At 33.5% G+C, this 14,776-nt stretch carries 12 protein-coding genes and 1 pseudogene; 11 read left to right on the top strand and 2 right to left on the bottom strand.

From position 1 onward, the window contains the following. The first annotated feature begins 149 nt into the window (after positions 1-149). The 7 genes from DN393_RS28975 to DN393_RS28945 all read left to right on the top strand — a co-directional run bounded on the left by DN393_RS28975 (position 150) and on the right by DN393_RS28945 (position 7,873). Positions 150-389 (top strand): cupin domain-containing protein, encoded by a 240-nt coding sequence (locus DN393_RS28975; protein ID WP_000997182.1) that lies wholly within the window; start codon positions 150-152, stop codon positions 387-389. 1,238 nt (positions 390-1,627) lie between these two features. Next, entirely contained in the window at positions 1,628-2,857 is a 1,230-nt protein-coding gene (locus DN393_RS28970) for an aminopeptidase (RefSeq protein WP_149174185.1), read from the top strand. 141 nt (positions 2,858-2,998) lie between these two features. Continuing rightward, positions 2,999-4,372 (top strand): alpha/beta hydrolase family protein, encoded by a 1,374-nt coding sequence (locus DN393_RS28965; protein WP_064475738.1) that lies wholly within the window; start codon positions 2,999-3,001, stop codon positions 4,370-4,372. A 479-nt stretch (positions 4,373-4,851) separates the two neighbouring features. Continuing rightward, positions 4,852-5,436, top strand: a complete 585-nt coding sequence (locus DN393_RS28960) for a TetR/AcrR family transcriptional regulator (protein ID WP_064475737.1) — start codon at positions 4,852-4,854, stop codon at positions 5,434-5,436. Positions 5,437-5,498: 62 nt separating this feature from the next. Then, positions 5,499-6,110, top strand: a complete 612-nt coding sequence (locus DN393_RS28955; RefSeq protein WP_149174184.1) for a GNAT family N-acetyltransferase — start codon at positions 5,499-5,501, stop codon at positions 6,108-6,110. Between the two features lie 55 nt (positions 6,111-6,165). Beyond that, positions 6,166-6,498 (top strand): LysR substrate-binding domain-containing protein, encoded by a 333-nt coding sequence (locus tag DN393_RS28950; RefSeq protein WP_315971431.1) that lies wholly within the window; start codon positions 6,166-6,168, stop codon positions 6,496-6,498. Positions 6,499-7,039: 541 nt separating this feature from the next. Then, the gene (locus DN393_RS28945) at positions 7,040-7,873 is read left to right on the top strand and encodes a MerR family transcriptional regulator (protein WP_149174183.1); all 834 of its coding nucleotides are present in this window, start codon (positions 7,040-7,042) and stop codon (positions 7,871-7,873) included. A 305-nt stretch (positions 7,874-8,178) separates the two neighbouring features. Here DN393_RS28945 and DN393_RS28940 read toward each other — a convergent pair whose 3' ends face one another. Continuing rightward, the gene (locus tag DN393_RS28940; protein WP_064475734.1) at positions 8,179-9,672 is read right to left on the bottom strand and encodes a peptide MFS transporter; all 1,494 of its coding nucleotides are present in this window, start codon (positions 9,670-9,672) and stop codon (positions 8,179-8,181) included. A gap of 226 nt (positions 9,673-9,898) precedes the next feature. Between DN393_RS28940 and DN393_RS28935 the strand changes: the two genes are divergently transcribed. After that, positions 9,899-10,885 carry a DUF4046 domain-containing protein gene (locus DN393_RS28935; protein ID WP_088048294.1) on the top strand — a complete coding sequence of 329 codons (987 nt, stop codon included), beginning with the start codon at positions 9,899-9,901 and terminating at the stop codon, positions 10,883-10,885. Between the two features lie 201 nt (positions 10,886-11,086). On the opposite strand, the gene pdxR is transcribed toward DN393_RS28935, so the two are convergent. After that, positions 11,087-12,478, bottom strand: a complete 1,392-nt coding sequence (pdxR, locus tag DN393_RS28930; protein WP_149174182.1) for a MocR-like pyridoxine biosynthesis transcription factor PdxR — start codon at positions 12,476-12,478, stop codon at positions 11,087-11,089. A gap of 109 nt (positions 12,479-12,587) precedes the next feature. Between pdxR and DN393_RS28925 the strand changes: the two genes are divergently transcribed. From DN393_RS28925 to DN393_RS28915, 3 genes and pseudogenes are all read left to right on the top strand, one after another. Continuing rightward, entirely contained in the window at positions 12,588-13,493 is a 906-nt protein-coding gene (locus DN393_RS28925; RefSeq protein WP_064475731.1) for a DMT family transporter, read from the top strand. 96 nt (positions 13,494-13,589) lie between these two features. Further along, positions 13,590-13,760, top strand: a pseudogene (locus DN393_RS28920) (S-layer protein); the annotation flags it as partial. Between the two features lie 283 nt (positions 13,761-14,043). Continuing rightward, on the top strand, positions 14,044-14,694 hold the full coding sequence (locus DN393_RS28915) for an RpiB/LacA/LacB family sugar-phosphate isomerase (RefSeq protein ID WP_149174181.1): 651 nt from the start codon (positions 14,044-14,046) through the stop codon (positions 14,692-14,694). Positions 14,695-14,776 lie beyond the last annotated feature (82 nt).

Here is a 14,776-nt window from a genome sequence, read left to right as displayed (position 1 = left end):
TAAGCGTAATGACGACTTTTTTACTTAGATTACTGTAATATAGTGGAAGTTAAAAGTGAGGAGGGATTATTATCCATTACCAACCTATTAAACTAAATGACGAGTTATCTAAAATTAACGATTATTGGTATCCACGAGTGATTGGTGAAATGAATGATGATCAAATTCAGCTTTTTAAGGCCAATGGAGATTTTATATGGCATGAGCATCCTAATACGGATAAGCTATTTATCGTGCTTGAAGGGGAGATGTTCATCGATTTTCGTGATGGACAGGTGAAAATTTCTAAGGGCGAGATGTTCATTGTCCCGAGAGGCGTTGAGCATAAACCTTTCACTGAAAAGGAATCCCACATCATGTTGGTAGAGCCTAAAAGGGAAATGGATTGATAATTGTATCTAATGTTTCGTTGGCAGATAAGAAAGTGTAGATAAAATTGAGAAGTTAGGATTTAAATGCTCTATTATGGAATAAAGCATGCATCTTTAATTGATACCCTATTATAGAAATATTATGCAGTAACCTTTTCCTTATTAATTCGCCCGTATTCCTATTCTAATATCTAACATAAAAATACATCACTATTAAATAGTGATGTATTTTTATGTTAGAAAGAATCGTTATACGCAACCGTAACCTTTTGAATCTTCGCATCATTAATTGCAGCTTCTGCTTTTGTTAAACTTAATTCTGGAAAAGACAAAGTTGTTATACCTAAAGTTCCCAAAAGAATAGTACTAGATAAAATTATTTTTTGAACATTACAAATCCTCCTAATATTGGTATTTTACATACGTTTAAACATTAATATATTATGTTAAATAATTACATATTCAGAATTTGATAAATAAACATCTGATTATTCTTATGATTCAAAAATACCTTTATATAATAAATGAAAAAACAGCTGACTTCTTACATAAAGTAACTAACTGTAGAGAAAGAAAATTTTAGCTTGATGGGCATGGGGTAACGCCCACATTTTAACCAAAATATATGCTAAGCAAATTTTGAAACAAAAAAGCCGATTTTTACTCAGTTAAGAGTACATCGGCTCGTGAATATTTAGCAGTAATTTCGTACTGTGTGCATAAAGATCTTTCCGTTATCGCTCACTTAGATAGAATTCAGTTTCACTTAGTTTTCTACCAATAATTTTTAAAAAAAGTTTAACGGCTTGATAATTAAAGTTAAATGATTTATATTTGTATTAAATGATAGTATTATCTATCAAAAATGACTTTATACAGAGAAAGGTGTGATTGAAATTGTTAAACGCCTCATTGGTGGAAAGCCTTTAGGTGCAGCAGCATTGAAAAGATTGGGAAGAAATGAGTGAGCTTATACAATAAAGAACGCTATAAATTTAAGTAGTGCTTGATACCCTTGAATTGGATTATTTGGTAAAAACATCGAAACTCATTGAAATATTTTCTCGTCTAGTAACTAAATTAATTTTAAGAGATAACTAATGAATTGAAAAAATCCATTAGTTGTTATCGAGTCTTGATGAAAAACGTAAAAATAGACAAGAGAAAATCCTGAAAAACCTATTCACAAAGTATGGTATGAAGGCAAGCTAGTAAGGGGAATTCAAAAATTATTGGATAAAAGCGAGGTAAATAATATGACTTTTGAAGAAAAATTACAAGCATATGCAGAACTTACGGTGAAAATTGGTGTCAATATTCAACCAGGACAATACTTATTAGTCAATACATCAGTGGATGCATTGGATTTCGTTCGTTTAGTTGTGAAAGAGACCTATAAGGCTGGGGCAGGGCGTGTTCATGTTAATTTTTCTGATGAGGAAATGGATCGTGCTTACTTTGATTATGCCTCAGATGAGGAATTTAATCGTTTCCCAGAATGGATAGTCAAAATGAATGATGAGCTGATTGAACGTAAAGGCGCACTATTAATAATAGATGCTACAGACCCTGATAAATTTACAGGTATTTCAGCTGGTCGTCTAGCTACCTATCAAAAGGTATCAGGAGCTGCTCTAGGAAACAATCGCAACGCCGTAATGAAGGATTTAATAGCTTGGTCGATGGTAGCAGTTCCTTCATCAAAGTGGGCATCGAAGGTGTTCCCAAATTTAGCAGCTGAGGATCAAGTACCAGCATTATGGGATGCTATTTTTAAAGCTGTTCGTATCGGTGAAGGAAATGCGGTTGAAAAATGGCGTGAACATGTAACAAATTTAGAGTCTCGTGCGGTCATATTAAACAATAAAAAATATGCGATGCTTCACTATACAGCGTCAGGTACTGATTTAACAATTGCATTAGCACCACAGCATAAATGGATTACTGGAGGTGGTAAAACGCCAGATGATACTATCTTTATAGCTAATATGCCGACGGAAGAGGTTTATACGTTACCGATGAAACAAGGTGTAAATGGCTATGTAAGCAATACAAAACCATTAGTTTATCAAGGGAATATTATCGACGGCTTTAAACTGACATTTGAAGAAGGAAAAATTATTAAAGCTGAAGCACAGATAGGACATGATTTATTAAAGGAGCTTATTAATGTGGATGAAGGCTCTTGCTATTTAGGTGAGATAGCACTTGTACCACATGAATCGCCAATTTCAGCATCGGGGATTTTATATTTTAATACATTGTTTGATGAAAATGCATCGAACCATTTAGCGATTGGTAAAGCTTATCCAACTTGCTTAGAGGATGGAAGGGATTTAGAAAACGATCAACTCGAAACGTTAGGTGCAAATATTTCAGTAACACATGAGGACTTTATGATTGGCAGCAGTGAGATGGACATCGATGGTATTTTACCAGATGGAACTGTAGAGCCAATTTTCCGTAAAGGTAGCTGGGCATTTTAAGTTTTTAATTTGAAGAAAGGAGTATATGAAACAATTATTAAGGATAATTGGTGCAACTATATAGGCGTTTCATCTGTTTTTGCTCAGATTGAAAATTACCTCTTTAATTAGATGTAAAATGCATTCAAAGGAGATAGGCCAATGAATTTCTGGGAAATCGTTTTGATAGTTGTGAATTTTAGTCTTTTAAGTTGGATACTGTTAGTAGGTAGAGAAACGAAAAAGTGGTCTAAATTAGCTACTTTGCTTGCTGTTGTAATGGTTACAGTTCAGCTATTGGTAGAAGGTTTTAGATGGCAGATGATTCCGGCATATGCATCCCCAGTTATCTTGATTTTATGCTATTTATTAGCTGGGCGGAAAAAGGGCTTTAGAAGCCGGGGTATATTCATAGTTAAAACTTTGTTGTTGTGCATCTATTTGTCTGTAGCAGTTGCACTACCTTTACTTATGCCAGTATTTTCATTTCAAGAACCTACTGGCCCACATAGGGTCGGTACGAAGCTATATCATTGGGTTGATCATCAAAGACATGAACCATATTCGAAAAATCCAACAGATCGACGCGAATTGATGGTGCAAATTTGGTATCCTGCAGCTGAAAAAAGCAAGGGGGATCAAGAACCTTATATTCGTAACATAAATGAACTCTCTAAGGGATTGGAAAAAACATTGTCCATTCCTGCATTTGCATTCAGCCACTTAGAATTGGTAAAATCTCATTCGTTTATGGATTTACAACTCTCAGACTCAGAGAATCAATATCCTATATTACTTTTCTCTCATGGTTTTAATGGTTTTCGTAATCAAAACACGTTTGAAGTTGAGGAGTTGGCTAGTCAAGGCTATATTGTTCTAAGTATCGATCATACCTTTGATACTGCAGCTACCGTCTTTCCAGATGGTCGAGTTGCTTACGTACAGCCCTTCAATTTAACTGATGACGCAGGGGATAGCCACATAAAATTATGGGAGGAAGATGTCACCTTTGTGCTTAATCAGATAGAGAAACTTAACCAAAACGATGAGACCGGCTTCTTTACAGGAAGGCTTGATACCTCGCGAATTGGAATGTTTGGGCACTCTTACGGTGGAGCTACCGCAGCACAAATACTTGCAAAAGATTCTCGTGTCAAAGCAGCTATCAATATGGATGGCGCTTTGTATGGGGAAATTTTACCTGAAAGTGGGATTGGAAAACCATTTCTGCTCATGAGTGCCGTAGAGCCTGATGAGGCAGATCCCGATAAAGTGACGGAGCGATATGGGCGTGGGTTAGCTGGCGGTGGTATGTCAATGGTCATTCCTCATACAGATCATACAAGCTTCACTGATTTACATTTGTTCTCCCCACTGTTGCAGAGCCCAGGTGAAAATCCAAAGGAAGTTCATCGCATTATCAACGAATTCAGCCTGGCATTTTTTGACCAGTATGTAAAACAGAAGGATGATGGCTCAACCCTTAAAAGGCTGATGACCAAATACCCGGAAGTGAATTTTAAAGTAAACCGATAACTTTATGCAGAAAGTACCTTCATTATAAAATATTCAGTAATTAAATGAAGTGCAAATAGATTTAATATAAGTAGAAAAATTACTGTAATTATTAATTATTCATGAAAAAATGCTGGAAAAATTAGCGAGAAGGATAACTGTATTAGTGAAAAAATAAAATATCACAAGGGAACATCGTGATAAATAGCTTAAGAAACCCAGCTAATGTGATCATTTTCTCTACTAAGAAAGCGACTCGTACCATTTCCTTTGGCTTTTGTATTTATTACATCAAAAAATTAATTTCTTCATCGGCATCTAAATAATGAAATGCTAAAAATGAAACATTCAAAGTACTATCAGTTTCAGTAATATAATTCTTTTGGAAAGCTACATTCAGCAGCTGGACACTTTGTTTGAGATTGTTTATCATAATATCAAATGATATATTTATCTATCAAAAAATGACGACTTTATATATAAAAAGGGAGAGATTGACGATGAAGAAAGACTTATCAACGTTAAAGGAAGCGAGATTTAACGCAATTCTTGATTCGGCTACTATATTGCTTGTTGAAAATCCTACTGCTTCGATGAATGAAATTGCGGAATATGCGGGAATTGGCATTGCTACACTCCATCGCTACGTCGAAAGCAGAGAGAGATTGATGCTATTCTTGGGCCATCGAGCTATACAATTGGTAAGTGATACCGTAAACCAGATTCCACTGGATGAGGATAGAAGCGAGAACTATATTCCAGAACTCATTGAATCGTTAATCCCTTTAGGTGACAAAATCTATTTTCTAGGTCATGATGCATCTGTATTTAACAATAAAGAATTAGGTGAAGCCGAAGAGAAGCTGAGGGAACCCTTACGACGCGTTATTGAGCTGTTACAACAAAAAGGTTACTTTCAGCAAACAGTTAGCAGCGAATGGATTTTGAATACGCTTTATGCTCTGCTTTTCCATACTTGGGAACAGGTACATGAAGGAAATGTGGCTAAAAAATCTGCTGCAGAGCTTGTTTTAAATACATTTTATTATGGTTTCAAAGCTAAGGATGAGTCGAGAGGGAAGTGAAATGATACAAATCCATGATAATTAACATCAATAATATAGAAAGCGAAAAGGAGTACTGGGAAATGAATAAAATCTCTATTGTAAAGGCTGTTTATCAATCTATGGTCGGTGCCCAGCTAAATGTAATGGCATTGGAATACATGGCATTTGCACTTGCAGGATCTGAGGAGAAGAACACAGTCGAAGGGACTTTTTGTAAGCTATGGCGGCAGGGGAACAACCGTTTTAGTCATCAATACGCTTATGAAGCTCAAATGGACGGGAAAACTTTAGGGATGATTACTTGCTATCCCGTACCCGTTTTAAATCGTCTTGCCTGGCCCACTTTTAAACAGCTGCTTTCATTCCGAAAGTTGGATTTTGTTGTTTATAACATTCGGAATATCAAAATGCTTTATTCCATGATTACCTTGAAGGAGGGAGAAGATGACGAGTTTCACATCGGAACAATCGCTTTATTGCCCGAAAGTCGTGGACTGGGGATAGGTACCAGACTACTTGAGTTTGCCGAGGAACAGGCTTCCCTGCAAGGCTTTGCCAAATGCTCTCTGACGGTAAAGAAAGAGAACCAACTTGCTATTAAATTGTATCAGAGGTTAGGCTACCAGATTACAAGTGAAATTAATAAACCAAAGTTATCGTTGTACAGAATGGTCAAAAACGTAGGACGTTAAAACCTTTTTTAAAAAAAGTTTTAACGTCCTAGGATAGTACCAGGGGTACCGCCACATCACTATTAAGCTAAGCTCATTCAATGTTAATTATAGTAGAGGTTGTTTCTTTCGAAATAGAGTAGATAAGTGGTTAAAAGAAGCAGGCATTTATCCAAAGCGAGTGATAGAATTCGGAACAATTGAAGCGATTAATGGTTGTGTGAAGGCTAGAATGGGCATTGCTGTCATGGTCAAATCAATTTTGAAAGACCATGAGCAATCTTTAACCATGACTGATTTACCTGAGAAATATTCTAAAGTACCAACTTATTATATTATGAGAAAAGATGTACTTTTTTCTGCTGCTTTACAGAGATTTGTTGAGATGATAAAAGAAAAAACTATGTAACCTAATTTTGATTATTGAAGATCGTTTTAGTGCGGCATAAAATGTAGAACCCCACATCCATCAACTTAAAAAGTTTTTTACGACCCCAAATAAGATTTTTGTACATTTTTACCCAGAAATATCAATTTTATTGTTTTTGAGGTGTTTTTTTCACTAGCTTGATAGCGATGTGGCAGGACCCCATCACTATCAAGCTAAGATTAAATAAAAATCAATTAAACTAGACCTTCTTTCTGTTTTCTAAAAATTTAATATGAATTATTTGAAAATTCTTACTATAAATTTAAAAATAGAAACAATCTCACCTGAAATTAAACGTATATAACCTTATGTTGATGGGCATAGGGTCCCACCAACATAACGCGAATTTCGTACGCTAAGGATTTTCTAAGTTGAAAAACTTAAGTTTACCGCGAGTTAGGAGGGTTCCTTAAACGACCATTTTTGGTGTGAAAAGAATTTCTTTTTATTTATTGACTATGAAGTAACCACATAGTTTATAGTATAAATATTATTCCTTAATAGGAGGCAATATAATTAGATGGATAGCTATAAGTTAACTAAAAGTGATGTAATTAAGATTTTTAATACAACGAAAGAAACACTTCGATTCTATGAAGAAAAAGGATTAGTTCAGCCAAAGGTAGGTAAAAATAAGTATAGGCTTTATGGAAATGAAGAACTACAGAGAATTAGCCAAATCTTCTTTTGTAAAGATATAGGTTTTTCAATTGAAGAAATTGATTTAGTAATAAATAAGAGAAAAATAATAAACAATATAAATATCTTACAGAACAAAAAAGATGAAATTGAAACTGAAATTTATCGATATATGGAAATGCAAAAGAAAATTACTAGGATCCTCGATCTCCTACAAAATAGAAGTAAAAACTTCAATGAAATTCAGAGTGTCTATTTTGAGGAAAGAAAATATTATCACATCAAAGGAGAAGATTTTAATAGTGTAAAATCCTTTTTTGATAAATTCCGTTCTATTTTTAAGCAAGGTGAATTTTTTCAAGAACAATTTATAACAATGTGTCCTATTAAGAATTTATTCAATGATGATCTGGGACTATCAGTTTATTATCCTGTTTTGAATGATACAGAGATAGAGCATGTTGATATTCTTAGTATACCTGCAGGTAATTATCTTTGTGTTGATTACGTATGTACAGAAGAGCATATCGATGAAGTACGACATCAAATATATACAAATATTACAGACTATATAGAGAGAAATGGTTTACAGTTTAGATCATGTAATGTAATTGAATCAGATTTACATGAATTGAATCTGTTTTATTCAGAAGGACAGGTAATTATGAATATGCAGATTCCTGTTGAAGAAAAATCAAAACACCAAAAGAAGTAAGCATTTATATATTCAACACTATTTACAAGGAAGGCGTAAAAATCGGCTCAGTAAAAAATGTCCGCATTTTACAAACTATAATCGACGATTAAATACAAAAATACATTGCTAGTAGAATATAAAGCATGAAAAGCACACATTTCGATAGGACGGGGCACTGAAAAGTGGAATTAATTTTACATTATGCGGGGGTTAATTTAAACGATAAATATTTTGGAATGTTACATATAGAAAAATCTAAATAGTCATTCAAAAAAACTGTGCATAAAAACCCGCATTATAACAAGTTTTTAGCACAGTTTTTTTTATTTTATGCCTTTCATTAAAACTTGAATCTTTGGGGCCATAAAATATAAAATTACACTTAAAATGATTGAAAGGCCACCAATTGCACCGAAATAAATAATTTCTGTTTCAGGATTATATAATCGAACTATTTGAGCATTTATAGCTTGTGCAGCTGCACTAGTTAAGAACCACAGACTCATTGTTTGAGCAGAGAAGGCAGCTGGTGCTAATTTGGTTGTAATTGATAGACCTACAGGTGATAAACAAAGTTCCCCGATTACTACTAATAGGAAGCTAATCGCTAACCACATAGGGCTTACAAGGGATTCTGTACCATGGATATATGCAGGGATAATCATAACTAAGAAGGATAAACCAGCAAATAGTAAACCAATAGCAAATTTATTAGCCGTACTTGGTTGACGTGAATTAAGCTTTATCCATAACCAAGCAAATACTGGTGCTAACAAAACAATATAAATTGGGTTTAATGATTGAAACCATGAAGATTGAAGTTCAATCCCGGCCAATTTTAATTGAGTACGCTGATCAGCATAAGAAGCTAAAATGATAGCTCCTTGTTCTTGAATGGCCCAAAACATTGTAGCAGCTATAAATAATGGTATGTAAGCAATTAAACGAGACTTTTCAATTTTTGTAGTTTTCGGGCTACGATACATAAAAATAAAGTAACCAGTTGGAATGAGAATACCTAAGATACTTACTAATAAAGTGAATCTATTAATAGTTAAAATACCTGTTGGTATCGTTAAAATACAAAATAGTACTATAGCTATTGTACCAATACTAAACTGTATAATAACTTTTTTTCTTTCGATGTCTGTTAAAGGATTTGGTACTTGTGTTCCTGCTAAACCAAGATTTTTCTTTTTTGTAAGAACGAAAATAATTAAGCCTAATAGCATACCAATTGCAGCAACACCAAAACCTAGGTGGAAGTTATACTTTTGACCAAGTGTCCCTATAATAAAAGGAGATAAAAGAGCTCCTAAATTAATACCCATATAGAAAATACTGAAACCTGAGTCACGTCGAGTATCTGTTTCACTATATAAATCACCAACAATGCTAGATACATTAGGTTTTAATAAACCTGTACCAAGTACTAAAAACACCATAGATATGAATAAAGTACTTATAGTCCCTGGTAGTGCTAAAATCAGGTGACCTATCATAATTAAAACTCCACCCCAAAAAATCGTTCTACTTGAACCTAATAGACGATCTGCAATCCAGCCACCAATAATGCCAGACATGTAAACGAGAGATCCATAGATGGCCATAATTGACGCTGCGGTCGCATGATCCATCCCTAAACCACCTTGTGAGATTGAATAATACATATAGTAAAGTAATATTGCTCTCATCCCATAGTAAGAGAATCGCTCCCAAAACTCTGTAAAGAATAGGGTAAACAGCCCCTTAGGGTGTCCGAAAAAACCGCTTTGCGGAACAGTACGAATAATATCACTTTTACTAAGCTTCTCCATACGAATGCACTCCTTATATTTAAATATAACAATACTAAATTAGTATAAACTAATAATCAGAAAATTAAAATAAAAATTTACTTATTTAATTATTAGAATTTTTACAAAAAACAAATTTTGTGTTGATTTTAATTTGGGTTTTAATTATATTATTTAATATAGATATATCGATTGAAAATGATGATAGTGTATAAATATTAATACAAAATGTAGGAGGATTTATATATTGTTAATGAAAGAAGTTGCTATAGAAGATATTTATCAGGAAATATTAGATGGAAAAAGAAATAAATTCCCTCCAAATACATGGAAAGAAGATAAAGATAATAAAATGGCGCGGAGGGTAATAACATATTTGCTTTACAGTATTTTAAAATGGAATAAGGAAGACATAAGAATAAAATGGAACACTAAATTACTTGTAAAGTATAGGCTACGAGGATTACTCAAACATAGGTATGAAAATAGCCCGTTTAAAGCAATTAATGATTTGTATCCAAATCAGTTCAAAGAATGGGAATTTGGTATGACTCCTTTAAATTTTTGGACTAAAGAAAAAGCATTAACAATTTTGAAATGGATTATTGAGGAAAAAGAGGGCCTTTCACAAGAAAAGATTTTAGGAGTATACGGGAAAAAATGGTTGAAACAAAATAAGCTTAGTGCACCTCTGGCTATGTATTGGAATAGTAGCCCGTATGCAATGATTAATGATCTTTATCCAAGGCGTTTTAAAGAATGGGAATTTGGTATGACTCCTAATAACTTCTGGACTAAAGAAAAAGCATTAGAAGCATTAAAATGGACCATTGAAGAAAAAGAGAGATTAACTCCTAAACAATTGCTTGATATATACAATATAAAGTGGTTAAAAACCCATGGATTAGCATCAGTATGTCAAATGTTTTGGGGGAATAGTCCGTTCAGAATGATTAATGATTTGTATAGAGACCGTTTTAAAGAATGGGAATTTAAAGTTACTCCTGTTGGATATTGGTCTAAACGTAAAGCATTAGAGGCGTTAAGGTGGACTATTGAAGAAAAAGAAAAATTGGATGAAAAACAGCTATTAAAAGTATTTAATCAAAAATGGCTAATAAAACAAAAATTATGGACACCGTTAAAACGCTATTGGAAAGGAAGTCCATATGAAATGCTTATTGCTCTATATCCTAATCGTTTCTCAAAAAATATGTTAAAAGGATATATTTAAAAGTAATGTTTAAATTCATAATAATTGAGAAAGTTTATGATATAACATTCGGTTATTAATTTGGAGGAAGACACCTTAAAGGTGTCTTTTTTATATATATAAAAGTAAAATATCACTTTGTGTAAAAATTTCAAAATACTAGAGGGATTTCTATTCGTAATTAAATAAAATCATTCATTAATTGTTCTATCTCTTTTCCTATTAGAACCAAATTTTTGCTAATTGAGATACTCCTTTTATTATCTCTTCCTCAGATAAATTACCAAATCCAAGTTGAATATGCGGATATTCTGGTGAATATTCTGAGAAATATTTTGAACAAGGATATACTATAATGCCGTGATTATGTGCTCTTTCAATTAGCATTTTTTCACTCATTTTTGTTTTCACTTCAATAATAACGAAAATGCCGGAGCTACCACCTTTAATCTTGACATATTCCTTAAAGTGCTTTGATAATTTCTTATTTAATAGATTCATTTTACGTTTATACAAAGCTTTCATCTTTCTTAAGTGCGAGTACCAATATCCTTCATCCATAAAAGTTGCCAATGTTTGCTGATGAATAGATGAGGATGTTTGTTCAAGTAAAGGGAGTATCTTTTTATATTCATTAATTAGCCGCTTAGGCAAAACCATATAACTGACACGGACAGAGGGGAGGAGTGCCTTTGAAAAAGTTCCTAAATAAACCACCCTATCATTAGAATCCAAACTTTGAAGAGACGGTATAGGTTGATGGATATATCGAAATTCACTATCATAATCATCCTCGATAATATAGCCTTCCATCTTTTTGGCCCATTCAATTAACTTTAGTCTTTCATTGACAGGGATAGTCACCCCATACGGAAAGTGATGAGTAGGAGTCACATATAAAAGTCTAGAAGGCGATTTTAAAAGTAGATCGACTTGGATACCTCGTTCTTTTACAGGAATTGGATCAATAATAAATGATTGAAGAAAAAAAAGTTCCCTTGCCATGTTATATCCAGGGTCTTCTACGGCCAGATAATTATAGTCTTGCTTTAACATCAGTGACAAAAGTAATAACAAATGTTGTGTGCTACTACCAATAATAATTTGTTCTGTAGAAGTATTAACTCCTCTTGATTGAAATAAGTAATCTGCTAGTGCTTTCCTTAATTTAATGTCGCCTTGCTTTTCTCCGTATGAAAACATGCTAGAGTCTTTAATAATTTTGTTAGTAATCATTCTCCATTTTTTCAAAGGGAAGTTTTCTTGATCCACTGTCCCAATCTTAAAATCAATAGTTTTCATGGCAGTATGCTTTGTTTCATGATGCGGTTCTCTGATAGGTTGAAAATTTAGTGTTTCATCCGATATAATAGCCTCTACAAAAAATCCTTTTTTGTTCTCACTTCGAATATATCCTTCTGATTGTAATTGTTCATAGGCAACCTGAGTTGTGTTTCTGCTGACCTCTAATTGGATAGCAAGTTGTCTAATTGATGGCAACTTTTTACCTTTTTCTAATTTTCCAGATAAAATCTGAGTTCGTATATATTGATAAACTTGTTGATACATAGGATTTTCACTTTTTCGATTTATATTAAATATTAGTTCCTTCATTATTGGAACACCTCATCTGTCATTTGTATTTATTGTAAACTGTCCCTTTTAGAAATGACAGTATAAATAAATAATGAATTCATACAAAATTTAATCTAGGAGAAAGTTTATGACAATATTTATGTACATATTTTGTTTGATTGTATGGGGAATCAACTTTATTGCGGTAAAAATTCAAGGAACTCCTGTCAGCTTAGAACTATCCTTAACTTATCGTTTGGTTATGACAGCTTTTTTATTTTTGATTCTTATTTGGTTCCTTCGCCCAAGAGGGATGCCAACAAAAAAAGATATTCCATTTATAATGATTTTTGGTGTATGTAACTTTGCATTAAGCTATTTATGCCTTTATTACGCTACAATTTTAAGTTCTGCGGCAATTGTAACGTTAATTTTTTCATTAAAGGTGATTTTGACCCCAATCGCTCTTCGAATTTTTTTAAAAGAAAAGTTACATTCACGCGTTTTGGTTGGAGGAATTTTAGGTGTATTAGGAGTATGCATTCTCATCTATCCGAATTTAAATAATTTTCAAGGTTTTAATGATATAAAAGGAATTATGGTCGCAATCTTAGGTACGCTTCTTACAGCAATAGGTGATGCGAGCTCGGCACGAAATGCAAAACACAAGGTGAATCCTATCTATGCAAATACAATTGGATTTACAGTAGGTAGTATATTGATGGGGGGAATTGTATTATTTCAAGGGGAAAAATTTACGTTTCCCACATCGTTTTCATATGTATGTATGTTGCTATATTTAACTCTGTTTGCTTCTTTTGTAGCATGGTTATTCTATTTGAAGCTTGTAGAAAAAATCGGAGGAGCTCGAAGTGGGTATATGGTGGCGCTATTCCCTGTAATTGGAGGAATAGCTTCCGTTTTAATCGGTGAGTCAGATCCATCCCCGTATTTGTTTGTTGGTTGTTTTTCTAGCTGTATTGGAGCTGCTATTGCATTAGGGTTTAGAACTCAAAAGCAAGATCCGAAATTAACACTAAAAAGGGTTAATTAAGAAAGGAATAAGTATAATGGATTTGAAAATAGAGCCCATATACTTTTTGTTTTTTATGTATGAATTGTGTACGTTCTTTTGAAAAAAAGACATTACCAAACAGTACCTATAAAAGTGGGAGATTATATAGAATTTACTCATATAGAAGGGGAAGCAGCAAAGGAAAAAACGCGAGCGACTTTAACTAACCTTGAGAATGGAAAACAGGAATATATAGGTAAGAAAAGAACATATCAGGTCACATCCACAGGATTAATAAGAAAATAGATGTATAAAAAAGTTGGGGGAATCCCCAACTTTTTCTATAGAAATGGAAGAATAACAGTTTCTGTAACATCAAATGGCCAATACTTCTCAAAATACATAAAAAGCATCACAATACTGTGATGGAAAAATAGAAAATAATAACCGGAATTGTCAAAAAATATGTGTAAGTTTTTGAAATGAACAAATAGAATAGCAAATATTAAGATTAGTTTTATCTTATTTATCTTCTTTTGACTTTTGACTTTCGGCTTGTGTAATAATTAAATCGAAAGGTCGTGAAAGAATGAAGATAGCTGTGATACAAGCAAGTACCCAAACTAGCAAAAATGAACTGATATTTGAAGAAACAAAAAGGGCTGTGGCGAAGCATGGATATGAAGTGTTGAATTTCGGCGTTACTATTGAGGAATCGGAGTTAAGCTATATCCAAGTGTCCTTAGCTGTTGGTCTACTTTTAAACTCAGGTGCAGTTGATTTTGTCGTCACTGGATGTAGTAGCGGTGTTGGTATGTCGATTGCCTGTAATATACTTCCGAATGTCATTAGTGGTTATCTGCCAACTCCAACAGATGCGTTTCTGTTTGGTAGGATAAATAACGGAAACTGTGCATCACTGCCACTTGGATTGAATTCCGGTTGGGCGGGCGAACTAAATCTTCGCTTCACGCTTGAGAAACTTTTTGAAGAACCGTTCAATACTGGGTATCCTCAAGAATCCGCCGAACGAAAGAAACGTGATGCAGAACTTTTTAAAACAATCAAGAGTGTTTCACATCATGGCATCGTTCAGATTCTGAGTCAGTTAGATGTAGCAGTTATTAATCCTGTTCTTCAAAAACAAGATTTAGTGGAATTCCTCTTGCGGAATGGCACCAACACAGATATATCAAAGTTTCTTATCGAACAAAGGACGGATTTAAATCACGGTAGATAAATACTGTATTTTTTAATAAGTTTGGCAATTTTAATGTTAACCATAAGTTGATTCAATACCATTGGCCAATTGGGGAATATGA

The sequence above is a fragment of the Bacillus sp. BPN334 genome (assembly GCF_008368885.1).
Classification (GTDB): Bacteria; Bacillota; Bacilli; order Bacillales; family Bacillaceae_G; genus Bacillus_A; species Bacillus_A wiedmannii.
Note: the sequence above shows the minus strand (reverse complement) of the source record. Positions and strands in the feature narration are given on the sequence as shown.

Excerpts from the sequence above, each read along its gene's own strand:
- DN393_RS28975 (WP_000997182.1), top strand. The coding sequence starts at position 150 with ATGAATGATGATCAAATTCAGCTTTTTAAGGCCAATGGAGATTTTATA.
- DN393_RS28970 (WP_149174185.1), top strand. The coding sequence starts at position 1,628 with ATGACTTTTGAAGAAAAATTACAAGCATATGCAGAACTTACGGTGAAA.
- DN393_RS28965 (WP_064475738.1), top strand. The coding sequence starts at position 2,999 with ATGAATTTCTGGGAAATCGTTTTGATAGTTGTGAATTTTAGTCTTTTA.
- DN393_RS28960 (WP_064475737.1), top strand. The coding sequence starts at position 4,852 with ATGAAGAAAGACTTATCAACGTTAAAGGAAGCGAGATTTAACGCAATT.
- DN393_RS28955 (WP_149174184.1), top strand. The coding sequence starts at position 5,499 with ATGAATAAAATCTCTATTGTAAAGGCTGTTTATCAATCTATGGTCGGT.
- DN393_RS28945 (WP_149174183.1), top strand. The coding sequence starts at position 7,040 with ATGGATAGCTATAAGTTAACTAAAAGTGATGTAATTAAGATTTTTAAT.
- DN393_RS28940 (WP_064475734.1), bottom strand. The coding sequence starts at position 9,672 with ATGGAGAAGCTTAGTAAAAGTGATATTATTCGTACTGTTCCGCAAAGC.
- pdxR (WP_149174182.1), bottom strand. The coding sequence starts at position 12,478 with ATGAAGGAACTAATATTTAATATAAATCGAAAAAGTGAAAATCCTATG.
- DN393_RS28925 (WP_064475731.1), top strand. The coding sequence starts at position 12,588 with ATGACAATATTTATGTACATATTTTGTTTGATTGTATGGGGAATCAAC.
- DN393_RS28915 (WP_149174181.1), top strand. The coding sequence starts at position 14,044 with ATGAAGATAGCTGTGATACAAGCAAGTACCCAAACTAGCAAAAATGAA.